Source organism: Desmonostoc vinosum (genome assembly GCF_059505385.1).
On sequence record NZ_JCACKM010000034.1, the window covers coordinates 1 to 22,554 of the forward strand.

The window sequence follows — 22,554 nt, forward strand, 5'->3', positions numbered from 1 at the left end:
ATAAAGAGTTTGAGATTTCAATCCATCATATTTCATCCTATGATTCAGCAACGCCACAAATCCAGAATACAATTCAGCATATTTATGGTCTAGTTAGGTAGTCTTAGAGTGGGAACGGGTTATTGGTGACAGCGAATAAAGTGCAATAACTGGATGTGGGGACTGCCTTGTGCTTTATTAAATTGATCATCAAGCGCGCTAATACTGGTGAAAGTATACGTTCTTTGATAGACTTATATTGAATTGGCAAGCATACCAAGTAGTATTGAGCTGCATCTAGTTAATTCAAATTAAGAGCCTACGTATTACACTTAGCCGCGATCGCATCTATCTAATAAATTTTTTTGGCTAATCTTCCCTCAATTTGGCATGAAATGCAGTTGTGTCTCTAAAATAGTATTGCGTCTTAACTATAATCTATAGCTTCGATTGCAATTTATGAATTTGGGTGGATGAAGACGGCATCTTTTGAGTATCATATATTGGATGTCAGCTTATCCAAGCTCACATAACGCCTCACATTTACCGTTATTAGGGTCTGTGCTGTCATAGCAGTGTTTAAAAAACTCGCTTGCCAGAGTTTAGCTATTGCTAACAAAGTTTATAACAGCCAAACTTTCTGACTTCGGTTGCCAGTGACAACATTTTAAATATCGCCTTACCAGTCCTGATTTTTTGTGCAATTGGATCTGTGGTAAGTAGCGCTCAACAGTATGTAGTAATTACTGAGTTATCAGCATAATTACCATACTGCCATATTTCTGTAAAAAAATATTCAGTACTTTATAAAGGAAAACGTCAATAATGTTACTTAACTTTTGTACAAATCAGCAAATCTGGCACAAACTATCTCGTAAAAGCTTTAGTTTCTTGTTATACATATAATCATAGCCTATCTCCTTGCTACATAAATATTGCTCCTCCACAGCAACCCCCCTCTAGAGAGTCTACACATGCTTAAACCCCTTTTGCTGTCAGGCTGGTTCCGCGCGCGACCACTTTTTACTTACGCTGTCGTTATGATACTAATTGCACCCTTATTTGGGGCATCGAGTTATTCAAGTACAGCAAAAACTAAAGTAGCAAAAACAACTTCTACAGCGGAAGAATCTAATTCTGTTTCCCAAGAAGTTGTTGCGGTTGGGGAACCGAAAACAACCGAAATGACTAAAGCAGAGCAAGTCAACTCCTTAACAGCACAACTTGACTCTAATCTGAAGAAAATGCCTGTTGTTGAAGAACCACAGGTGTTACAAGCAGATAAAATTAAGTCTTTAGTAGAAAATAATTCTCTATCAAATAGTAATGTGTCTGTTAGCGACCAATTGAATGGTGTTGAATTGGCACCAGTAGTAGATGTACCTATTAGTCAATTTAAATTAGTACAAAAATTAAAAGCTGCCAGAGTCCAGTCTTTGAAAAGAGGAGAAAATATCCAGGTAAGAAAAGCTGTGGTGGCGAAATTATTAGCGACTGCTCAAGTTGCACCAAATGTAAGAATATCACAACCAAGCACGACCACAGAAATACCTGTTGAACAGCTTGACGAAGAAGCCCAAGCAGAACAAACAGATCCGATAGGAAGTCCTCATCCGATTCCTTGGAAGTGGATTACAGCTACTCAAGAGGCTATTGGTTCTCAAGGTGGTTCTGGAGTGCGCTACTACCGCAGCATTCCTGTGGTTTCTCCAGATGGCAAATATGCTGTTTATAGTCGAGTGCAGCTAGAAGTAAAACCAGAAATGTATAATAGCCGCGTCACCAGCGTTCTGTTTGTTCAAGATTTACAAACCAAGAAGTTGTGGGTGATGGCTTCAACTGCTGGTGATAAAGATCCGCTTTTAGAGACAAAGGTGGTGTCGTCGGAACCAACTGATGCCAAGGGTACAATTGGGGTGTTAGTTCCTGTAAGTTGGTCAGAAAAAGGCGATCGCTTTTTAGCACGCAAGTTTGAAGGTATATTTAACACTGGGGATGCTACAGATCATGCTGTCATCTGGGATCGGCAACAAAATCGCGCTAACACTGTCGCTCCTGCTCAGGTAGAAAATGACCATGAGAAGATTGCAGTATTGTTAGGTTGGAGTAAAAGTCAACCAGATCATGTACTTTTCCGTGCTGGAGAAATGGGTGAGGAAAACTGGCCTCTCGTAAAAGTTTCTAACAACGGTGAGACTGTAAATACAACTACAGATGCTGATCAGCCGATTACTTTTGGTAGAGAACTTACAGAAGTTTGGTCAGGGCCACAAGTTGCCTATCGATAGCATACAAGAAATAGGATATGGCTGAGTCATGGAATGATTGAGAGGGATGATTGTTGATGTAAATTCCCAAATCATCCCGCAATTATGCAACGCCAAAAATAGCATGTATTCCCGTTGTTACTAACGCTGACAACGGGAAATTTTTTTCTTAACTACTCTGTAATTTGGAATCTGGCTCGCTTTCTTGAGAAGCTTGACTCAAAATTAGTGCTGTTAAAACAAGAATAGCGCCAGCTAGACCACGTATTCCCAATTGTTCGCCAAGCAGCCAATATGAGAATATAGCTGCGAATAATGGCTCTATGGTGTAAATTAAAGCAGCGTCGCAGGCTGAAACCCATCGTTGTGCTTGGATCTGAAGCCAAGTTACAGCAGCAGTCGCAATCAGCGTTAGGTATACAATTCCTCTCCAGTGCTGTTCTATTGCCTCAAACTGGTTCAATATTTGCGAGTGACTCCAGAATGCGCCTAGCCCCCCAGTAAACAGTAATTGAATACCAGTGAGTGGTAAGGTGGGATGACGTAAAGCGACTCGCTCTATATACAATGTATAGACTGCATAAATAACTGCATCACAAAACATCAACACATCGCCAATTCCTAACTCCCCCTCTTCCCAAAACATCGCACCAATGCCAATTACAGCAATTACAGCTGCTAGGAGAGTTCTCAGCATTACACGCTGACCAATCAGCCATCCCAGCAGAGGTACAATGAGGGCGCTGAGGCTGACAATGAATACTGCTCGGTTTGCTGGTATTGTTCCAAGTGCGATCGTTTCGATCGCTAAGTAGAAAAATAACAAAAGTCCCAGTATTACACCATCACGGAGCAAAAGTAAATTTAGATTACGTAAGTGGATTGCAAAAAAAACTGACGCTATCATAAAGCGTGTGCCGATTAACACGCTTGGTGAAACGCTACTAACAATGTCTTTAGTCAATGGGAAAGTTGTCGCACTAATTAAATTAACAAGGATAAGCAGTGTTATTCCTTTTAAGTGCAAGGTATTTGCAGTCTGCATCAGATTATTGATTGAATAATGTTTTTTTACAAAAAAGGTATTAAAGTTTAAAGGCGAGTAGAATTGTGCAGCAATTGCGGTGAAGCAGTGCTTGGTTAAGCTTTAACTAAGTAGAGCAGTTGCTGTTGGCAACGCAGGAAAACTACACTTTAGGGCTTTAAAGTCTCACGCCAATCTTCTTAAATTGGGAGATCCATGGAGGATTTTCCAAGTAGAGTCAGCAGTATGCTCTTGGTGATTTTCCCTGTTGTAGTAGTTGTCGTCAAGTAATATGACAAAAAATCTTAAATTGCTAGGGCCAAAAACCCCGAAGTAAACCATTGTAGAGACGAGTCATGACGCGTCTCTACCAAAGGATTTATCACTACTTATATAACCATCAAAAATAAAGTAAATACTAGAATTAAACCTCTTGAGATGATCAATGCTTTCCTATTCAGAGGTTTCATCTTTGACTCGGCGGATGGGTAAATTAGCAATTAGGGCTGTTGTACGTTGGTTGCTTTCTAGCGAGAACTCCAAACCGTCTGTCTCAATTTCTACATAGCGACAGACTACATCTAGGATTTCTTGGCGCATTTTTTCTAACGTTTGCGGGGTGATGTCGGCACGATCATGAGCAATCACCAATTGTAGGCGACGCTTTACCTGAGTGCGACTGGTGTCAGGACTGCGAAAAAGTCGTTCTAGAAGTTCAATCATTGCAAATTAAGTCTGGGGCGGAGACTGGAAAATGAGTTAAACAATCTTTGTCCACAATAACCTTCGCAGACGGGCGAAGATGCTGTCATGGGATGAGTCGAGATCTAGAAACTCGACAGATTCTCCTTCCAATCTACGAGCAATGTTCTCAAAGGCTATGGCAGCTAAAGAGGGAGTATCCCCTAACACCAGAGGTTCGCCGCGATTGGTAGAGACGATTACGCGTTCATCGTCAGGGATCACCCCAATTAGGGGGATGGCGAGAAGTTCCTGAACATCTTGCACTGACATCATATCATTAGCACGTACCATTGTAGCTCTGATACGGTTAATTATTAAGTGAACACGCTTAACGCCTTGTGCTTCTAGCAACCCAACTACGCGGTCAGCATCCCGAACGGAAGAAATTTCTGGTGTGGTGACGATTAGGGCTTCTTTTGCCGGGGCGATCGCATTTTTAAATCCATTTTCAATTCCGGCGGGGCTGTCGATAATCACATACTGGTACTTTTGTGCCAGTGCATTCACCAATAATTTCATCTGTTCGGGGGTGACAGCATCTTTAGAACGGTTTTGTGCTGCTGGGAGGAGTACAAGATTGGTTTGCCGTTTATCTTTTACTAAAGCTTGTTCTAAGCGGCACTCTCTAGCTAGGACTTCTACCGCTGTATAAACGATGCGGTTTTCTAGTCCTAGCAGTAAGTCCAAATTTCTTAGACCAAAATCCGCATCAACTAGAGCAACTTGACGCCCCATTTTGGCTATAGCCATGCCCAAATTTGCCGAAACTGTGGTTTTACCCACTCCACCTTTGCCGGAGGTAATCACGATAATGCGAGTCATGATAGAAGTGCGCGCGATTAAGGTTCAAGAAATTTTACTAAGAATTTACGGCTCTTGATTGATTCTAGTTAATTGATTTCTGGAAAAATCAGTAGCCTTGGCGATGCGAATTCCTTTGGGTGTGATATGTGCCACTTCTGGAGAAAATCGCGTTGGCGATTTCTCTGGTGCCCTAGCTACAGCATCTGCGATCCGCAATTGGGTTGGTTCCATTTGCAGGGCCATAATCAGACACTCACGATTGCCGCCGGCACCGGCATGAGCGATTCCACGTAGACGACCCCAAATTAGAATATCTCCATCTGCAACTACAATACCACCTGGATTTAAATCTCCCAAGAGAATTACTGTTCCAGGATGACGAATTTCTACTCCAGAACGTACAGTCATTTCGAGATACAGTGCATCTGCTAAAGGTATGGGAATCTCTCTGGAGATAGAGTTGATTTTTGGTTGTAGTTGTTCTACAGAGTAACCAGATGTCACAGCGGCAATTGCGGTTTGCCGTCGGCTTGTGGCTACAGATGTCAGATGGAATTGAACTTTGTTTAAGGTTTCTGCCAGTTCTTGCAGTTGTCTGCTATCTAGTAAGCGGTCTTGTGCTAACAGATGCACTGCTGTGTTAGCTTTACGTAAGCGATCGCTAGCGTTGAGACGCTGCTTAATTTGTTGCCAAATCTCAGTCCAACCAACTTCCGAAGCCGGAACTTGAGATTCTGTTGGCAAAATTAATAACAGTCGCCCCTCTTCAGTTTTAAATTGGACTTGAATATTTTGATTGCTTTTTTGCTGTGCTAATTGTGACTCATTAGCATTAGCATTAGTCAGGATATAATCTGCATCTGAGTTAGCAGAAATTAAACCTTCATTAGCAGGAGTAGAATCAGATTCTTCTTCAACCAAGGTAGCATTTGATTTTAAATAGCGAAGAACAGATCTTAGCTCAGCTTCTGGGAAGATGGAATCTGATTCTCCATCAGAAACATGAGAATTTACCTGATCCTCAGCGGTAGTGGAATTTGATTCTGCATTAGGTAGTGCAGAATTTGACTTTAAATCAGGCATAGCAGAATCATAAGTCATGCAACACTAGCCAAAAGACAGTAGTCAGTGCTGAGTTAACCTACAATAGATTGTCCCCAAGGCATCAGCATCGCCGACATTACCCGGAAACAGCACTACAGGTAAGTTAGGAAACTGGGGATGATCTGGTGGTGTCAGCACCATTGAACACCCAGCTAAAATTTGACCGAGTAAACGCGCAGAAGTTAAGGCGAGTCCAGTACTTAAGACATCGTTTGAGGTGATGCCACCTTTTGTGATTAAAAATCCTATGCCAGATGGTAAACCGCGCACAATATCCATTAATAAACTTGAAACCTTTGTCCCAAACTCCAAACGTGTCTTTACATCCTGGAAAGTTAGTTCTTGGCGACTGGTAAAAATTACTGGTGTTTTACCAGCCTCGTGTACAACTTGGATACTTTCCTGGATATTGGTTAGCAGTGTAGCAGATTGATTCACATCATCACCAAGTAACTGCTCAACATTCACCTCAATACCGACTGTGCCCTCAACTTGCAACAGTGCTGCTAACTGCTGAGTCGTCTTTTTGACGTGCGAACCAACAATGACGGCACCTGGTTTACCTTGCTTGACATACTGTGCCATATTCTCGGCTGCGATCGGTTGGGGGGGTAAAGCTACCAAGGCGGTTAAAATACTGGCAGCGCTACGAAATAGAAAGCGTTTTCCTTGACTTGCTGCGGCTAATACGTCTACTGCAAAGCGGTTGAGATCTGCTTGAGTTTCACCATCGACAACAGCGCACTGATTACTAGAGAGTTTGAGTAGGCGTTCTAGACTACCGGCTTGAATATCAGCCAAGAGAAATCTTGTTACTGCCTGTGCTGGAATTTTACCTTGGGTTTTTTCTTCTACATATTTGGGTAAGTAACTGTGATGGTAGCCAAAGACCGAATCGCGAGCAAATTCAGTTTCATGGACTGGAGTGGGTGTACCATCAATAATCAAATAATGCACACTATCGCGGGTGATGCGTCCGCCCTCAAAAAATGCTGGGACGAGAAAATGAGCATCAAAGGGGCCGAGTTCAGTAGCGATCGCATCGGTTTCAATGGGATAATGTCCCCGTAATGTCGAATCAGAACGGCTGACAACCAGAAAATCTGTAATTTCTGTCGTATTCAAGGCTATTTTGAGGTTTTGACAGACTTCTCTAGTTACAGATGCGGCTGACTCTGGGGGTAGGGATCTGGTATTAGTCAGCACAAAGAAAATTGGTGAATCATCCCGTAACCCAGTGCATAAAGTATCCACATCCCATTGCATCAGCAGCAAGCAGCTGTGGACTGTTTGAGAACCTGTAGGGTCATCATCCAGGACGATTATCTTCGGTTTGTTGGTCATTTAAGTCACCGGGGGACTGTAGATACAGTAGGGAAAAGGGAATAGGGAACAGGGTTGAAAGTCTTTTTTATATAACTTTGTTCTGAAAATTTGTACCTCATTTACCTGCGATTTGCGGTATTTTTTGTTAAGACTGTCATTGGTCATTGGTTATTTGTCCTTTGTCTTTTGTAAATACAAATGACTAATGACAAAGAACAACCCTAACGAGTCAATATACAGTTAAAATGCGCCATACTTATTCTTTCTGCAATTTTCTGATTTCTGCTTGCACCTCAAGAGCAATCTGTAAAGATTGATTGAGCAGTTGACCGTATTCGCCTGCCTGACTACTAACTTCTAGAGCTTGCAGATTAGCTAAATTATTTATAAATAAATTTTGATTGTTGGCAAGCAGTTTTTTATTATCTCGTAAAACCCGCTCCGTTTTCAGAGCTTGCACTAAATCTTCTCTAATTAGTTGTAAGGCGGTAATTACTTGCTCACGATCATTAATGCTACTTTGAGAGTTTCCTGATGTTGCTAGTTGGTCATTAATATCGATCGCTTGCACGACGGCATGATATTTATCGACTTCATCTAAAAGTATAGTCAGCGCGTGGGGACAGGTAAAGCGCCGCCAAAGCCATCGCCCAACAAGCACAGCCACTGGGACTAAAATTAACAATAAAAGCCCCAATTTGATTGAAGAACCAATAGTTGGCAAAATCAGAAATGCATAAATAAAACCAACAATGATCGGAGTTAAGGCTAGCGCTACCAAGGCTTCATTCATCAAAAATCCTAATCGCTGTTCGCGATCTTTGATCATAGAAGGTCGGAAAACGTCTTCTGAATCGAAGCCAGTCAAACGTTTCAATTCTCCCTTGCTAATTTCCAAGCCTATTAAGTCCGGCTGCACAGCTCTGGATACTCCTATGGAAGCGCGATCGCGTGTTTATGCTATTGTAGTTGGGTTTTGCTGGTGAGTAACAACACTCTCGTCAATATCAATTGGCTGTAAGCTGTTTTAGGGCACTTGTAAAAATCTACATATGGCAACAATTAACGACAACTACCTCAAGCTAAAAGCAGGTTATCTGTTTCCGGAAATTGCTCGCCGGGTTAATGCCTTTGCTGAGGCTAATCCTGATGCTAAAATTATTAAGCTGGGCATCGGTGATGTTACTGAACCACTCCCAGAAGCTTGTCGCACAGCCATGATTGCAGCTGTCGAGGAGATGGGCGATCGCACCACTTTTAAAGGCTATGGCCCAGAACAAGGCTATGCTTGGTTACGCGAAAAAATTGCTACCCAAGATTTCCAAGCACGGGGAGCGAATGTGGATGCTGCGGAAATCTTCATCTCCGACGGTTCTAAATGTGACACAGGCAATATTCTAGAAATATTTGGTCACAACAATGTCATTGCTGTGACAGACCCCGTATATCCCGTATACGTAGACACTAATGTTATGGCGGGAAATACTGGAAGTGCTAACGAGCAAGGCGAGTTTGAAGGCTTAGTCTATCTACCAATTACCGCTGAAAACAACTTTACTGCCGAGATTCCCTCAAAGAAAGTCGATTTAATTTATCTCTGTTTCCCGAATAACCCCACCGGTGCAACTGCAACTAAAGAGCATTTAAAAGCCTGGGTAGAATATGCTAGAGCTAATCGCTCAATCATATTCTTTGATGCCGCTTACGAAGCTTACATCACCGATGCGGAGATTCCCCACTCAATTTATGAGATTGAAGGTGCGAGAGAGTGTGCGATCGAGTTTCGTTCTTTTTCTAAAAATGCAGGCTTTACAGGTACTCGCTGTGCGCTAACTGTCGTACCCAAAACACTCACAGCAAAAGCCGCCGATGGTTCCGATATGGAATTGTGGAAGTTGTGGAATCGTCGCCAATCAACTAAGTTCAATGGTGTATCTTACATCGTCCAACGGGGGGCCGAGGCAGTTTATTCGGCGGCAGGACAAGCACAAATCAAGACACTAGTCAATTTTTATTTAGAAAATGCCAAAATTATTCGGGAGAAACTCACAGCCGCTGGGTTGGCAGTGTCCGGTGGTGTGAATGCGCCTTATGTTTGGGTAAAAACACCGAATAGTTTATCGAGTTGGGAATTTTTTGATAAGCTGTTACAAACTGTAAATGTGGTAGGGACACCGGGGTCTGGATTTGGTGCTGCGGGTGAAGGTTACTTCCGCATTAGTGCGTTTAATAGTCGGGAGAATGTGGAAGAGGCGATGAAGCGAATTGCCGAGAAGTTTCAAGTGTAAAGCGATCGCTTGGAGTCACTTTTGTTAAACTCGTTCTATTGGTTTCGGTGGGCAGCATTACCCACCAACCTTTTAAATTTAAATGCAGAGGTTCGCAGAGGATGATGACAATCAAAGAACAAATTCTTCAAGAACTAGAGCAAGTACCAGAACCGACTTTACAAGAGATACTGGAGTTTGTGCGCTCTTTAAAAATTAAACAGCAACATGAGTTGCAGCAAAGTGATACGTGGAAAGCTTATCTAGCTTCTAAGCAAAAGAGAGAGGAGGTCTACCGTCGCCTTGCAAATTCCTAAATTTCTGATCATGGATGAGGTATTAGCTATTCACGCTGACCAAATTTCCAGCTTTGGCGGTAGTCATGGTGTCCGAGATGAAGGTTTGCTAGAATCTGCTCTTGCTCAACCCCAAGCTACATTTGCTGGAGAGCTTTTGCACGCTACAATGCATGAGCAAGCAGCAGCCTATCTTTACCACCTAGCCATGAATCATCCTTTTATTGACGGGAATAAAAGAACAGCATTCGCAGTGATGGATACCTTTATCAGGCTAAATGGCTATTCTCTGAATCTCACAGATGAGCAAGCTTATGACTTGGTAATGCAAATTGCTCAAGGTCAGATGAATAAATTAGAACTGGCAGATTATTTAGAGCAAGCGATCGCACCCATATAATAAAAAATACTTTTTTTGACTTTTGCAAATCATGATCAATCGCGGCTTTCTTCCATGATTATTTAGGGCGATCGCCTGTACCAAGAAACATTTGATACGCTGGGTTTTGATGCTCATCCCAATAGCGATAACCAAGCGTATCTAAAAAAGCTTGCCATTCTTGCATTTCATAAGGTGGAACTTGGATACCAACTACAATTCGACCGTAATCTGACCCATTGTTACGGTAATGAAACATACTAATATTCCAGTCTGGACTCATGGAACCAACGAATTTCATCAACGCGCCTGGACGTTCAGGAAACTCGAAACGGTAGAGTAATTCATTGTTGGCTAAATGAGAACGTCCACCAACCATGTGTCGCAAATGCAATTTTGTCAGTTCGTCATCTGTTAAATCAAGGGTTTTAAAACCACACGATTCAAAAATTGTCGCTATCTTTGTCGCATCGGCACGGTTTTGAATTTGCACGCCGATAAAAATATGTGCATCTTTGTCATCTGCGATCCGATAGTTAAACTCAGTCAAATTACGTCTGCCAATACATTCACAAAATTTACGCAGACTTCCGCGTTCTTCAGGAATTGTGACTGCAAAGATTGCTTCGCGGCGTTCACCAAACTCGGCTCTTTCTGCAACAAACCGCAGGCGATCAAAGTTCATGTTCGCACCGCAGGCAACAGCAATTAAAGTTTGTTCTTGGATTTGTTCTCGTTCTGAGTAGATTTTAGCAGCTGCGATCGCCAGTGCCCCCGCTGGTTCTAAAATTGAGCGTGTATCCTCGAACACATCTTTAATCGCTGCACAGGTATCATCTGTATCAACCAAAATAATATCGTCTACATACTGCTGGCATAAGCGGAAGGTTTCTTCGCCAACTTCCCGCACTGCCACCCCATCAGCAAACAAACCCACCTGAGACAAGCGTACCCGATGCCCAGCTTGCAGCGATTGACGCATAGCATCAGCATCTACTGGTTCAACCCCAATAATCTTAATTTCAGGACGCAACCGTTTGACATACGCGGCAATTCCCGAAATCAACCCACCCCCACCAATAGCTACAAAAATTGCATGGATAGGTTGCTGATATTGCCGCAGAATTTCCATACCAATAGTTCCTTGTCCGGCAATTACATATGGATCATCAAAGGGATGAATAAAAGTTAAACCTTTTTGCGCTTCTATTTGACGAGCATAGGCGTAGGCATCATCATAGGTATCTCCATGCAAAACTACCTCTCCCCCACGCGCTTTCACTGCGTCTACCTTTACCTGGGGTGTAGTAACAGGCATCACAATTACAGCTCGTGTTCCTAGACGACTCGCACCAAGGGCAACCCCTTGAGCATGGTTCCCAGCAGATGCAGCAATTACGCCCTGTGCTAACATATCTGGTGGCAAATTCACCATCTTATTATAAGCACCGCGCAGCTTGAAGGAAAATACTGATTGCATATCCTCTCGCTTGAGCAGCAGCTGATTATTTAGTCGCTTAGATAAATTTGGAGCATATTCTAAGGGTGTTTCCTGGGCAACATCATACACACGAGCCGTCAGGATTTGTACTAGATAGTCGCAAAGCATGGGCGTCAATGGAGTAGCAGATGGCTGATGGATGATAATTTTACGCCACTTGCGTGCCCATTTTGTACATAATAATCTGCGATCGCTCTCTTCACACAGTCTTTTTCGGGAATACTATCTAAAACCACCAATATCCCCAGTTGTCAACTAACTTGAGGAATATTTAACAATGTCTATTGAGCAACTACAGCCTGCTAATCAACAACAAGCTAGTGTTTATTTACCTTACATTCAAGGCGCTAAGCGGAATATTTTACCTTTTGCGATCAGTCTCTATCAAAAAGGCGTTCTAGAGGGACAGCGCAAAATCGAAGCTAGCGAGCATATTCCTTTTATTGTAACTTGGAATGTTGCAAGCTTACCTTCAGATCTCACGCGTTGTCGAGTACAGTTTGATGGCAACGCTGACCTCAGCTACGAGCTGATGATGGCCAGCTTTGAATTTATTAATTTTTTAATCGAACTGATGGAAAATTATAAGCGCTATCGCGTCACTGATTTCTCGCAAATATTTTACCGCAAACTGCTGCGAATAGATGAATAAGTCCCGGGGATGAGGGGGATGAGGGGGAAATTTTCTTTGCGTCCCCAATCCCCAATCCCCATTACCCACTCCCCACTCCCTAATCCCTACTCCCCACTCCCCACTCTTAATACAGCAGGCTTTTGCCAGAACCATCTAAAATTAGGAAACACCTAGCTTGGTTCTTCTGAGTTTTGAAATTAGGAGTGCATGTGTGCCAAAATCCCATAAGTATTTGCTGATTGGCTCAACCGAGACTTACAGTGGTAAATCGGCAACTGTTCTGGGTTTGTCTCATCAGCTACAACAAAAAGGACTGGATATTGCCTACGGTAAACCGCTGGGTACTTGTTTAACTACATGTGGTGAAACTGTAGTTGAAGAGGATGTCCAATTCGTCGCCCTAAGCCTCAATCTGCCAGAAAACCGCATTGCACCAACTTTGCTGACGTTAGATGAAGTCAATGTGCAAAAACGTCTGCGTAATCAAGACAACACTGATTATCATCAATCTTTGATACAGCAGTATCTGCAAGTATCCAGGGGAGATTTGGTATTACTAGAGGGGCCTGGTGATTTATCAGAAGGCAATTTATTTAATTTGTCTTTGCTACAAGTAGCTGAAGTCTTAGAAGCTGCTGTGCTACTAGTAGCCCGCTATAATTCGTTGCTTTCGGTTGAGGCGCTATTAGCTGCTAAACAACGTGTAGGCGATCGCTTGATTGGTGTTGTGATCAATGACATCCCTACTGAACAACTAACAGCAGTTGAGACTCTGTTACGTCCATTTCTAGAACAGCAGGATATTCCAGTACTAGCAGCACTACCAAAAAATGATTTACTCCGTAGTGTCAGTGTCGGGGAATTAGCCAATCAATTAAATGCCGAAGTCCTTTGTCGGAGCGATCGCTTAGATTTAATGGTCGAAAGTCTAGCGATTGGGGCGATGAATGTTAACTCCGCTGTCAAATATTTCCGCAAACGCCGAAATATGGCTGTGGTGACAGGAGGCGATCGCGTGGAAATTCAGCAAGCGGCTTTGGAAACCTCTACCCAATGTCTCATCCTGACTGGACAACTCCCACCTCCGGCTTTTATTCTCCATCGCGCTGAAGAGCTAGAAATTCCCATTTTATCGGTTGATCTCGATACCCTAACAACTGTAGAAATTGTTGACCGCACTTTTGGGCAAGTTCGCCTCCATGAACCGATTAAGGTTGAGTGTATTCGCCAATTGATGGCTGAGCATTTTGATATTGATCGATTGTTGTCTAAATTAGGGTTAACGCCAGCAACAACGTTGTCGTAATACTCACCACCGACGGGGATCGTCCTTTGTCATTGGTCATTAGTCATTTGTATCTATAAAGGACAAAGCGCAAAGTCTGAGCGCCGACTTCCGGCGCTCAGACTTTGTAAGAATTGATCTGTAAAATTAGTCATCAGCGAACAGAATTTTCTCTGCCAAACAAATTTGCGGTGCATTCACTTAATGAAAGTTCACCGCTATCAAGAGTGCCAGTTCGGTTGATTTTAGTCCACTACTTTTCTATTTTATTGACACTGCGGTATTCCCAAGGATTGACAAATTTCCTGTCACCCCAAACCCCCATTCTTTGTTGCCTCGCTTCCGCTTCAGCTTGTTGCACAACATCTCTACTGGGGCACTTATTTAAATAAGGACGATACACCTTTGCTAAGCCTTCTTGAACTAGAACTTGTTGGATGAAAGTGCCGTCCCTGAGACGAATTTCAGCGATTTTGCGTCCATAACGATCGCTATCGGTAACATTCAAAGTGACGCGATCGCCTCCTTGCCTGACCAGTTCCTCTACCCGTTCTTGCGCCTTTACGCCCCAATTAAATTGATTGCGATCGCTAGTACGTCTGCTTTGTCTTTCTTTGTTGGAATGAGCTATCTCCGGTGCATCGATACAAGCAAAGCGGACAGTGAGATTTTTGTTATTAGCATCTTTGACTACTAAAGTATCACCATCACTGACTCGCTCAACAGTATTTCCAGAAGCACTAGAGAGGCGATCGCAGCCCGCCAAAGCTAAACAGAAGATAATTGCATAAAGCCAAAAATGTGTTTGTTTAGTTAATTTCTCCATCCCGACTCACCAAAATACCTCTGAGGGATGATACTAACAAAATAACCATCATCAGAATGTGCAACAAGAGCAGTGCCAAAATTGTGTATTCAAGCTTAATTTTATGGCATAAATTTAGTGAAAGCGAGCGATATCTACATAGCAGCATTGATCACTGGGGATTTTATTTATGACTAACACCACCTATCAGCTAGATGATTTTGTACTAACATTGCCTATCTCTCAAACAGCTCGCGTCACTGCTGAGCAGTTTGCCAAAGAACAACCGACTCCCGAAAAAGCAGAGCAAGTCCGGCTAAATACGCTGGCTGTATGGGTGGTGAATGACTATTTGCAGATGATGGATATCCCTACTAACCTCGCAGCAAGTGACAGCTGGAACCCTATAATGCGCCTCTGTGCTAATGTAGCTGACTTAGAAGTCTCTTCACTTGGTCGTTTGGAATGTCGCCCTGTGCATTTGCACCAACAAACTTGTTCCATCCCCCCAGAAACTTGGGAAGAACGAGCAGGTTATGTAGTAGTTCAATTTGACGAATCACTCCAAGAAGCAAGAATGCTAGGGTTCATCCCTAATGTGGCAGTCGAAAAACTGCCTCTAACTCAACTACAACCCCTAGAAGATTTAATCGACCACATAGCACAATTGCAAGAATCTCCATTGACTCCATTGGTGAATTTAAGTCAGTGGCTAGCTGGTGTTTTTGAAACAGGTTGGCAAAATATCGAATCTTTATGGAATATGCCAGAACTCAGACCAGCTTATGCCTTTCGTAGTACTGAAACTATAGAAAGAAATGCTACCAATCAATCAGAAGCAGTTACTAGGCGTGCAAAATTGATTGATTTGGGAATCCAAATTCTCAATCAATTCGTCATGTTAATTGTAGAAATCACCCCAGAAACGAACCAACAAAATAGTATTCGCCTTCAGTTACACGCTGTCGGTGAGCAAATATATTTACCAGCCGGAGTCCATCTCACTGTTTTAGATAGTTCAGGAGCAGTTTTTTTAGAAGCTCAATCTCGCAAATCAGACAATTACATTCAATTACAGTTTCGCGGTGAAACTCTAGAGCGCTTTAGCGTTAGAGTAGCATTGAATGACACCAGTATTACAGAACATTTCATGATTTAAGGCATGTAACGTCTGTAATTGGTTATTGGAGAATTAAAAATTCATTAATTTTGAATTTTGTTAGCGTAGCGGTAGCGAGTCCGCAAGCCTTATTTTGAATTTTGTTAGCGCAACGGTAGCGAGTCCGCAAGCCTTATTTTGAATTTTGAATTCCCCAAAGGGGCAGCGACGGTCATGGGTAAGTTAGTAGTTCTAAAGTTCGGAGAGGGGAGTTTTGAGCAAGGGTTTGCTGTCACCCTGCAAATTGGTGAAGAACATGAGCGTCCTTCAACAGAAATAATTGGCAAGCTACCTCCATCAGCCGAGATGCCACTGTATTACAGCCACTGGCAGTCTAGCTATCGACAGTTGGGCAACCGCTATCGTTTACATGCTGATCGAGTACAAGTCACGAATGTCTCGATGACCCAAGACTGCGAAAGTACTGCCCATATTTTACGGGCACGCTTTAACACCTGGCTGCGAGCAGAAGAGTTTCGTCCTTTGCGAGAGAAATGGTTAGAAAGATTATTGCCCACAGAAGAAGTGAGGGTAATTCTGCAAACGGAAAATAGCCAATTGCAGCTATTACCATGGCATTTATGGGATTTGTTAGAACGCTATCCTAAAGCTGAAATTGCCCTTTCCTCACCAACTTACGATCGCATTCACAAGCCATCTACCCACAATCAAGTAGTCAATATTTTGGCGATTGTGGGCAACAGTATGGGAATTGACACTCAAGCTGATCAAGCTTTATTACAACAGTGTCCCAATGCTGAAATTAGCTTATTAATTGAACCTCAACGCAAGGAGTTAACCGAGCATCTCTGGGGGAAAAACTGGGATATCCTCTTCTTTGCTGGACATAGTTGTACTCAGGGGAATGGCGAAACCGGTCGGATATACATCAATCAAACCGATAGCCTCACCATTGGTGAGTTAAAGTACGCCCTGAAAAAAGCGATCGAGAATGGTTTGCAACTGGCTATTTTCAACTCTTGTGATGGCTTAGGATTGGCACGAGAATTGGCTGATTTGCAAATACCCCAGATCATCGTCATGCGCGAACCAGTCCCAGATTACGTTGCTCAAGAATTCTTGAAGTATTTTCTCCAAGGCTTCGCAGGTGGCCAATCTTTGTATCAGGCAGTCAGACAAGGACGAGAACGCTTACAAGGACTTGAAGATAGATTTCCCTGTGCAACTTGGCTACCAGTAATTTGTCAAAATCCAGCCCAGATACCACCCACTTGGGACGAACTGAGATCTACACAAAACGAAGAACTACCAACAAAGGTACAAATAACCCGCAAAAGCAAAATTCAACACGCTTTGCTCTCTGGTGTCATAGCGACAACTGTAGTTTGTGGGATGCGGCTTCTGGGACTGTTGCAAGGTTTAGAACTCACAGCCTATGACCAAATGATGCGATCGCGTCCTGACGAAGGTGTAGACTCACGTTTGTTGATAGTGACAATTGATGATGCTGACATAGCTAATCAACGACAAAATAACGAGTCCCTCAGAGGGACTTCTATCTCTGACAAATCTCTAGGTCAATTGCTAGCAAAACTAGAAAAATATCAACCACGAGCTATTGGCTTGGATATTTACCGTGATTTTCGTGGCGAAGACCGAGATTTAGTCACTCGTCTTCAACAAACTCAGAATTTAATTGGAGTGTGTAAAGGAAGTGATGCCACAGCGAATACAAAAGGCATTAAGCCACCACCAGAAATCCCCAAACAACGTTTAGGATTCAGCGATTTTGTGGCTGATAATGATGATGTTATACGTCGCCATCTTTTATTTATGAACCAAGAAGCAGCTTCCTTGTGTTCTACTCCCCATGCACTCAGTACACAATTAGCATTCCGTTATCTCTTACCAAAAATTACACCCAAGTTCACCCCGCAAGGCGATTTACAACTAGGTAATACAGTTTTCCCAACTCTTAAGTCTCCCACTGGTGTCTATCAAGGTATCAATACTAGTGGTCAAATCCTCCTTAACTATCGTTCCTCAAAAAAGATTGCTGAACAGGTGCCACTCACACAATTTTTATCTAATTCGGTTGACCCCAGTGCTGTCAAAGACCGAATTGTTCTCATTGGTGTGGTGGCTAAAGGAGATTTTCAAGATACTTGGTCTACGCCTTACGGAACCTCCTCTAGTAACCAAATACCAGGGGTATTAGTCCATGCACATATGGTCAGCCAAATCCTGAGTGCTGTATTAAATCAGCGTGCATTAATACGGGTTTGGTCAGTGTGGATTGAAATAATCTGGATTTTAGGCTGGTCAATGCTTGGGGGAGTGCTAGCTTGGCGGTGGCGATCGCTACCTTGGTTAGCATTGAGTGTTAGTGTTACCTCTAGTGTCTTATATTTAGCTTGCTTTGCTCTGTTGGTTGGTGGTGTTTGGGTGCCATTTGTACCATCAGCTTTGTCATTAGCAATGGCAGTTGGTTTAATGTCAATTTACAATTTCAAACTTAAAAACCAATATCAAATCTAACTTTTCCACAGCAGTAAACGTTAATTATGAAAAAATCTTTTTTACCCCACTCCCTATTGAAGCTAATTTGCATTTATCAGGAAAGATTGATATGAAATCAAATTCACAATCATTAAAACTGTTTTTAGTAATCGCTTTTAGCTGCATTAGTTTGTTGAGTAGCCTTACCTCAGTCTTGGCAAAACCAACCTCATCATCTCCAGGACGCTCACCCAACAGTTCTGATCGCAAACCAACCCGGTCACAAACTCCGCCTTTTAATCCCCCCTCACCCCCGCCAGGCCCCGCAGTTGGAGGTCGTCCTCGCGGGGGAGCTAGTCGTAATCCAGGTTTATGTAAATCTGTGAAGCCTGAACTCACCGCTTTAGTACATTATGAAGAAAAAGGCTCAGTGACAAATGTCTGGGGATTGACAACATTAGAACGTCCTAGTTGGTTGTTTTATGTGCCATACATCAAGGAATATGGCTATCCAGCTGAATTTGTGCTGCAAGATCAAAAATCAAATATTTATGAAACCGCGATCGCTTTACCGGCTCGACCAGGTATTGTCAGAGTCTCTTTACCTAGCACAGCCCCAGCGTTAGCAGTAAATAAACAATATCGCTGGTACTTCAATATTTACTGCGACCCTCAAAAGAATTCGCCCCCAATTTACGTTGAAGGGGTAATCCAAAGAGTTAACCTGAGTCAGACAATAGCTGAGCAACTAAAAACTGCTACACCAATCAAGCGCTTTGCCATCTATGCCCAAAATGGCATCTGGTACGAAGCAGTCACAACACTATTAGAACTACGGCAAAAAAATCTTCAAGACCCAGCACTTCAGGCTCAGTGGAGAGATTTGCTAACCAGCGCCCGCTTAGATAACGTCGCAACAGAACCGATTATTTCAGAATCTGGGAAGTAGGGACTGGGGAACTCGAGGCCCCCGCCTCTTATGGGTAGGTTTTTTAGATTTCGCGTTTTGGTTGACGCGGGGACGCGGGGACGCGGGGACGCGGAGAGTGTAAATTAAAATTTCTCCCCCTCATCCCCCTCATCCCCCCTAATCCCTACTCCCTACTCCCCACTCCCCACTCCCCACTCCCTACCTATGCAAATATTTATTAAAAAATTAGACATTAATCCTGGCTCAAAATCAGTGTGAATTTTGATCCCAAAGTTAAAAATTGATTAGCTATAAAAAGTCTACTTAATAACAGGAGTTTGCAGTCCTCAGTTTATAAGAGTTCTCAAAGAAAACCACACTGAGTTATGGAGAATTAATCTTATTTTCCGGTAATTATATCGAGATAGTAGGCTTATAAATTTGGTAAAAAATCTCCTATTGACTCTTTAAAAGAATCTGATTACTGTTGTAAGTAGTCCTACCTGGGACTTGCTTTATACATCAAAAAATCAGGAGGTATTTCCTATGATGATGATGATGACTGAAACCATGACAACTGAAATGCAAACCTGCATGAATGCTTGCATGGAATGCCAAAAAATGTGCATGGAAACCATGACTTATTGCATGGGTAAAGGCGGTAAGCACATGGACATGAGCATGATGAGCATGATGCATGATTGCGCGGAAATGTGCATGATGTGCATGAACATGATGATGGGTGGTTCTGAGTTTATGGGACGCACTTGTATGCTCTGTGCCGAAATGTGCGATCGCTGTGCGATGGCTTGCGAAAATATGAGTGATGACCCAAAAATGATGGAATGTGCTGCCGCTTGCCGCAAGTGTGCAGAAGCTTGCAGAGCTATGCAAATGATGCCTGCTTAATTCCACCACTCAGCAGAAGTTTCTCTGCAACCTAATATTCAAGCGCTCAGGCTCTTCGAGTCTGGGCGCTTGAAGTTTTTATGATTTGTAATTAAAGTACCATATTACAATTTAGAAATAGGAGTATAAAAGCTTGAAGCAAACAACACTTGACGCATTATTGTGGGTATATGTAAAACTTGAGGAAATAATAAGAGAACTATACAACTTAGCAGATGATGCTATAGACCAAGGAGATTATGACGACCTAGCTTACTCCAAGCTAGAGCAAATATACTTTATGAACAGATGGAAAATGTAGACGTTGTAATTTCAGAATTAGGAGGCTGACCTAAGATGCCATCAACAGTAGAGCATGAAGCACTCAAAGCCAGAATCAAAGAACTCAGCCTCAAAGCCGCTCAATTAAGCAATCAGTCAGTAGAAGTTTCTAAAGTGGATAGAAAACTTGGACTTGATTTAATGCGGCAAGCTAGAGACGCTAGTAAACAATGTCTTGCGTTGATACAAGAATTGAAACGGCTACAAGCAGCATAAACACCGTGTCTAATTAAAAGCGGCTCCAGATTAACCTGCTCTTGAGCGCAATGTACTATTGTTTAAATTCTTTGAGAATTCGCGCAAAGGGTTTGACTGCAACGAGTTAAAACGCGACAAAAAATTCTGTAACAAAGAAGTACAAAGCTTGGACTGACAGAATGCTAGCTTTTATGAAATACTGATCCTGCTGACGTGTGATAGCTAACGGCAGATGAAACACCTTAAATCCCGTTCTCAAGATTTGCGGAGTTTATTTGAGAACAATATCACGATTGAATATGTTGCAGAACCCCTAAAAGCTGTACCAGCAGCAGCAGAGGTAACAGAGGTGCTGCATTGGATGCAAGCACAGGATTTCGATGTGGTTGGCATTGAGACGGAAGATACTATCAGCGGCTATGTAGAACGCTCTAGTTTGACACAAGCGAAGTCTGGTAAGTGCAGTGACTATCAACGGGTGTTTCATCCCAAGGAATTAATTGCTATTTCCACTCCTTTGATGAAGTTGCTACCCATTTTGCAACAAACTCCCCGATTGTTTGTTTTGGACTGTAATCAAGTGAGTGGAATTATTACCTGTGGCGACTTGCAGAAAGCACCAGCACGAATGTTGCTGTTTGGTTTGGTGACACTGCTAGAAATGAATCTGCTGCGGCTAGTACGGCTTTATTACCCACAAGATTCTTGGCAAAAAGTTCTCAAACCTGAGCGCTTGATAGTTGCACAACGCCTATGGCGTGAGAGTCAAGAAAGAAATGAAGCGACGGATTTATTGGACTACTTACAATTTTGTGATAAGCGAGAATTGGTTTTGAATCAACCAGAACTTCTTCAGCAACTTGGGCTAAAATCAAAGCGATTTGGTGAACGTTTTCTAAAATCGGCCGAACAGTTACGCAACCGATTAGCTCACGCTCAAAATTTAGTTACTGGTTCCTCTTGGACAGAGTTAATTTCCTTAGCAGAAGCGATGGAAACGCTGTTAATTCGGTGTGAGGAAGTAGAATAAATTATCAGCTACTTGTACTGAGCAGAGTCGAAGCATCAGTTACTTACTTGTACTGAGCGTACCCTTTGGGATCTTGCTACGCGTAGCGTCTCCGACAGGAGAAGTCAAAGTATCACAGAAGCAAGAACAGAAAATAATCCCCCATTCCCAATTCCCCATTTCCCCCAACACCTTAACGCGGTTTGTTGAGCGAATCACTTAGTTGAGTTCCTGTATAAACGGGCATCCAACCTTCTACATGTGCGAAGTAGCGTACTGCTTTGAAATGCAACGATGCTGTTGGACTATTCCAATGCTCAACCCCGGCAGGAATATAGAGATAGTCTTGTGCCTGAACTAAAAGTTGTACTTGACTACCATCAGGTCGCACAAAGCCATAAATCATCTCTCCTGTCAAGACGTAGAGGGGTTCAGGGGCAGTATGAGTGTGGTAACGGCTGTAGGTTGTGATCAGATGATGGAGGTTAGGCGAACCTGCATGTATATTCAGCAAATCACACCACAAAGAGTCATTTTCTTGCTGGAGGAATTCAAAGATGGTGCTATGGAGTTCTATGATGTAGCGCTTTTCAGATTCGGTCACAACGTCTTGCTCTGCCAAACTGGGAAATAAAAGCGATGTTCCTGGATCGTAGTGTCTAAGTTGGATACCCAGGGGGGCAAGTTCACGAGCTATCTCGCCTAAGTCACTCTCGATTGTGCCGTCGTCAAGTAGTAAGGTAGCCATGACAAGAAAATTAATTATTAAAAAAAAGTATACTGAATTTTAAGTCAATAAGCCACTATTCCCGATAGGTAAACCGATGTTTTTTTGTGGGGACGCGGGGACGCGGGGACGCGGGGACGCGGAGAATAATCAATTCCCCATTCCCTATTCCCTATTTCCTATTCCCCATCAAGGATTGTCATATCACATAAATCACGCACATCATCATAGTAAAACTCATATAAAAACTCATATAAAAATTGTTTTTTTACTCATATAAAAACTATATTTAAAATGAATCTAACAAAAAATATATATTTTATCGGAATACCTATTGTGTAATTTTTCAAAAGCGATATTATGATCAATAGCCGAATAAATTTGATGTTTTAATATTTCTAAAAAGAATTATACTTTGCTAACAAAGCAAAGAAAGTTACTGTTAA

The 22,554-nt window shown here is 42.5% G+C and carries 21 protein-coding genes; 12 read left to right on the top strand and 9 right to left on the bottom strand.

Features of this window, described 5'->3' with window-relative positions; translation table 11 throughout:
* Positions 1-953: 953 nt before the first annotated feature.
* On the top strand, positions 954-2,267 hold the full coding sequence (locus AC5JMF_RS05070; RefSeq protein WP_495794637.1) for a hypothetical protein: 1,314 nt from the start codon (positions 954-956) through the stop codon (positions 2,265-2,267).
* Between the two features lie 148 nt (positions 2,268-2,415).
* On the opposite strand, the gene AC5JMF_RS05075 is transcribed toward AC5JMF_RS05070, so the two are convergent.
* From AC5JMF_RS05075 to AC5JMF_RS05100, 6 genes are all read right to left on the bottom strand, one after another.
* Positions 2,416-3,291, bottom strand: a complete 876-nt coding sequence (locus AC5JMF_RS05075; protein ID WP_495794638.1) for a DMT family transporter — start codon at positions 3,289-3,291, stop codon at positions 2,416-2,418.
* Between the two features lie 432 nt (positions 3,292-3,723).
* A complete protein-coding gene (minE, locus tag AC5JMF_RS05080; protein ID WP_495794639.1) occupies positions 3,724-3,993 on the bottom strand; it encodes a cell division topological specificity factor MinE in 270 nt (89 codons plus the stop codon).
* Positions 3,994-4,029: 36 nt separating this feature from the next.
* Positions 4,030-4,836 carry a septum site-determining protein MinD gene (gene minD, locus AC5JMF_RS05085; RefSeq protein ID WP_495794640.1) on the bottom strand — a complete coding sequence of 269 codons (807 nt, stop codon included), beginning with the start codon at positions 4,834-4,836 and terminating at the stop codon, positions 4,030-4,032.
* A 45-nt stretch (positions 4,837-4,881) separates the two neighbouring features.
* Entirely contained in the window at positions 4,882-5,919 is a 1,038-nt protein-coding gene (gene minC, locus AC5JMF_RS05090; protein ID WP_495794641.1) for a septum site-determining protein MinC, read from the bottom strand.
* Positions 5,920-5,943: 24 nt separating this feature from the next.
* The gene (locus AC5JMF_RS05095) at positions 5,944-7,266 is read right to left on the bottom strand and encodes a four-carbon acid sugar kinase family protein (protein ID WP_495794642.1); all 1,323 of its coding nucleotides are present in this window, start codon (positions 7,264-7,266) and stop codon (positions 5,944-5,946) included.
* Positions 7,267-7,504: 238 nt separating this feature from the next.
* Positions 7,505-8,167 (bottom strand): hypothetical protein, encoded by a 663-nt coding sequence (locus AC5JMF_RS05100; protein ID WP_495794643.1) that lies wholly within the window; start codon positions 8,165-8,167, stop codon positions 7,505-7,507.
* 133 nt (positions 8,168-8,300) lie between these two features.
* Between AC5JMF_RS05100 and AC5JMF_RS05105 the strand changes: the two genes are divergently transcribed.
* The 3 genes from AC5JMF_RS05105 to AC5JMF_RS05115 all read left to right on the top strand — a co-directional run bounded on the left by AC5JMF_RS05105 (position 8,301) and on the right by AC5JMF_RS05115 (position 10,211).
* On the top strand, positions 8,301-9,536 hold the full coding sequence (locus AC5JMF_RS05105) for an LL-diaminopimelate aminotransferase (RefSeq protein WP_495794644.1): 1,236 nt from the start codon (positions 8,301-8,303) through the stop codon (positions 9,534-9,536).
* A 101-nt stretch (positions 9,537-9,637) separates the two neighbouring features.
* Positions 9,638-9,832 carry a DUF2281 domain-containing protein gene (locus AC5JMF_RS05110; protein WP_495794645.1) on the top strand — a complete coding sequence of 65 codons (195 nt, stop codon included), beginning with the start codon at positions 9,638-9,640 and terminating at the stop codon, positions 9,830-9,832.
* The gene (locus AC5JMF_RS05115; protein ID WP_495794646.1) at positions 9,819-10,211 is read left to right on the top strand and encodes a type II toxin-antitoxin system death-on-curing family toxin; all 393 of its coding nucleotides are present in this window, start codon (positions 9,819-9,821) and stop codon (positions 10,209-10,211) included. The genes AC5JMF_RS05110 and AC5JMF_RS05115 overlap by 14 nt, the downstream gene beginning before the upstream one ends.
* A 58-nt stretch (positions 10,212-10,269) precedes the next feature.
* Here the strand turns inward: AC5JMF_RS05115 and ilvA are convergent, their stop codons facing one another.
* The gene (gene ilvA, locus AC5JMF_RS05120; protein WP_495794647.1) at positions 10,270-11,799 is read right to left on the bottom strand and encodes a threonine ammonia-lyase, biosynthetic; all 1,530 of its coding nucleotides are present in this window, start codon (positions 11,797-11,799) and stop codon (positions 10,270-10,272) included.
* Between the two features lie 169 nt (positions 11,800-11,968).
* Between ilvA and ebsA the strand changes: the two genes are divergently transcribed.
* Together ebsA and AC5JMF_RS05130 are read left to right on the top strand one after the other, a co-directional pair.
* Positions 11,969-12,343 (top strand): type IV pilus biogenesis protein EbsA, encoded by a 375-nt coding sequence (ebsA, locus tag AC5JMF_RS05125; protein ID WP_495794648.1) that lies wholly within the window; start codon positions 11,969-11,971, stop codon positions 12,341-12,343.
* A gap of 193 nt (positions 12,344-12,536) precedes the next feature.
* Positions 12,537-13,631: a phosphotransacetylase family protein gene (locus AC5JMF_RS05130; RefSeq protein WP_495794649.1), complete on the top strand. Its 1,095-nt coding sequence runs from the start codon at positions 12,537-12,539 to the stop codon at positions 13,629-13,631.
* A gap of 232 nt (positions 13,632-13,863) precedes the next feature.
* Here AC5JMF_RS05130 and AC5JMF_RS05135 read toward each other — a convergent pair whose 3' ends face one another.
* Complete coding sequence (locus AC5JMF_RS05135) at positions 13,864-14,436, bottom strand: thermonuclease family protein (RefSeq protein ID WP_495794650.1); 573 nt, start codon at positions 14,434-14,436, stop codon at positions 13,864-13,866.
* A 169-nt stretch (positions 14,437-14,605) separates the two neighbouring features.
* On the opposite strand from AC5JMF_RS05135, the gene AC5JMF_RS05140 reads away from it, so the two are divergent.
* From AC5JMF_RS05140 to AC5JMF_RS05165, 6 genes are all read left to right on the top strand, one after another.
* Positions 14,606-15,574: a DUF1822 family protein gene (locus AC5JMF_RS05140; RefSeq protein ID WP_495794651.1), complete on the top strand. Its 969-nt coding sequence runs from the start codon at positions 14,606-14,608 to the stop codon at positions 15,572-15,574.
* Between the two features lie 174 nt (positions 15,575-15,748).
* Entirely contained in the window at positions 15,749-18,073 is a 2,325-nt protein-coding gene (locus AC5JMF_RS05145) for a CHASE2 domain-containing protein (protein ID WP_495794676.1), read from the top strand.
* 91 nt (positions 18,074-18,164) lie between these two features.
* A complete protein-coding gene (locus AC5JMF_RS05150) occupies positions 18,165-18,983 on the top strand; it encodes a DUF928 domain-containing protein (protein ID WP_495794652.1) in 819 nt (272 codons plus the stop codon).
* A gap of 507 nt (positions 18,984-19,490) precedes the next feature.
* Entirely contained in the window at positions 19,491-19,853 is a 363-nt protein-coding gene (locus AC5JMF_RS05155) for a four-helix bundle copper-binding protein (RefSeq protein ID WP_495794653.1), read from the top strand.
* 336 nt (positions 19,854-20,189) lie between these two features.
* Positions 20,190-20,390 (top strand): hypothetical protein, encoded by a 201-nt coding sequence (locus AC5JMF_RS05160; RefSeq protein ID WP_495794654.1) that lies wholly within the window; start codon positions 20,190-20,192, stop codon positions 20,388-20,390.
* A 214-nt stretch (positions 20,391-20,604) separates the two neighbouring features.
* A complete protein-coding gene (locus AC5JMF_RS05165; RefSeq protein WP_495794655.1) occupies positions 20,605-21,402 on the top strand; it encodes a hypothetical protein in 798 nt (265 codons plus the stop codon).
* Positions 21,403-21,574: 172 nt separating this feature from the next.
* Here AC5JMF_RS05165 and AC5JMF_RS05170 read toward each other — a convergent pair whose 3' ends face one another.
* Complete coding sequence (locus AC5JMF_RS05170) at positions 21,575-22,129, bottom strand: cupin domain-containing protein (RefSeq protein ID WP_495794656.1); 555 nt, start codon at positions 22,127-22,129, stop codon at positions 21,575-21,577.
* Positions 22,130-22,554: the final 425 nt, after the last annotated feature.

Bases quoted from the DNA above. Each gene is read 5' to 3' on its own strand.
- AC5JMF_RS05140 (WP_495794651.1), top strand. From the start codon at position 14,606: ATGACTAACACCACCTATCAGCTAGATGATTTTGTACTAACATTGCCT.
- AC5JMF_RS05155 (WP_495794653.1), top strand. From the start codon at position 19,491: ATGATGATGATGATGACTGAAACCATGACAACTGAAATGCAAACCTGC.
- AC5JMF_RS05095 (WP_495794642.1), bottom strand. From the start codon at position 7,266: ATGACCAACAAACCGAAGATAATCGTCCTGGATGATGACCCTACAGGT.
- minE (WP_495794639.1), bottom strand. From the start codon at position 3,993: ATGATTGAACTTCTAGAACGACTTTTTCGCAGTCCTGACACCAGTCGC.
- minD (WP_495794640.1), bottom strand. From the start codon at position 4,836: ATGACTCGCATTATCGTGATTACCTCCGGCAAAGGTGGAGTGGGTAAA.
- minC (WP_495794641.1), bottom strand. From the start codon at position 5,919: ATGACTTATGATTCTGCTATGCCTGATTTAAAGTCAAATTCTGCACTA.
- AC5JMF_RS05170 (WP_495794656.1), bottom strand. From the start codon at position 22,129: ATGGCTACCTTACTACTTGACGACGGCACAATCGAGAGTGACTTAGGC.
- AC5JMF_RS05075 (WP_495794638.1), bottom strand. From the start codon at position 3,291: ATGCAGACTGCAAATACCTTGCACTTAAAAGGAATAACACTGCTTATC.
- AC5JMF_RS05105 (WP_495794644.1), top strand. From the start codon at position 8,301: ATGGCAACAATTAACGACAACTACCTCAAGCTAAAAGCAGGTTATCTG.
- ebsA (WP_495794648.1), top strand. From the start codon at position 11,969: ATGTCTATTGAGCAACTACAGCCTGCTAATCAACAACAAGCTAGTGTT.
- ilvA (WP_495794647.1), bottom strand. From the start codon at position 11,799: ATGCTTTGCGACTATCTAGTACAAATCCTGACGGCTCGTGTGTATGAT.
- AC5JMF_RS05150 (WP_495794652.1), top strand. From the start codon at position 18,165: ATGAAATCAAATTCACAATCATTAAAACTGTTTTTAGTAATCGCTTTT.
- AC5JMF_RS05110 (WP_495794645.1), top strand. From the start codon at position 9,638: ATGATGACAATCAAAGAACAAATTCTTCAAGAACTAGAGCAAGTACCA.
- AC5JMF_RS05165 (WP_495794655.1), top strand. From the start codon at position 20,605: ATGAAACACCTTAAATCCCGTTCTCAAGATTTGCGGAGTTTATTTGAG.
- AC5JMF_RS05145 (WP_495794676.1), top strand. From the start codon at position 15,749: ATGGGTAAGTTAGTAGTTCTAAAGTTCGGAGAGGGGAGTTTTGAGCAA.
- AC5JMF_RS05070 (WP_495794637.1), top strand. From the start codon at position 954: ATGCTTAAACCCCTTTTGCTGTCAGGCTGGTTCCGCGCGCGACCACTT.
- AC5JMF_RS05160 (WP_495794654.1), top strand. From the start codon at position 20,190: ATGCCATCAACAGTAGAGCATGAAGCACTCAAAGCCAGAATCAAAGAA.
- AC5JMF_RS05135 (WP_495794650.1), bottom strand. From the start codon at position 14,436: ATGGAGAAATTAACTAAACAAACACATTTTTGGCTTTATGCAATTATC.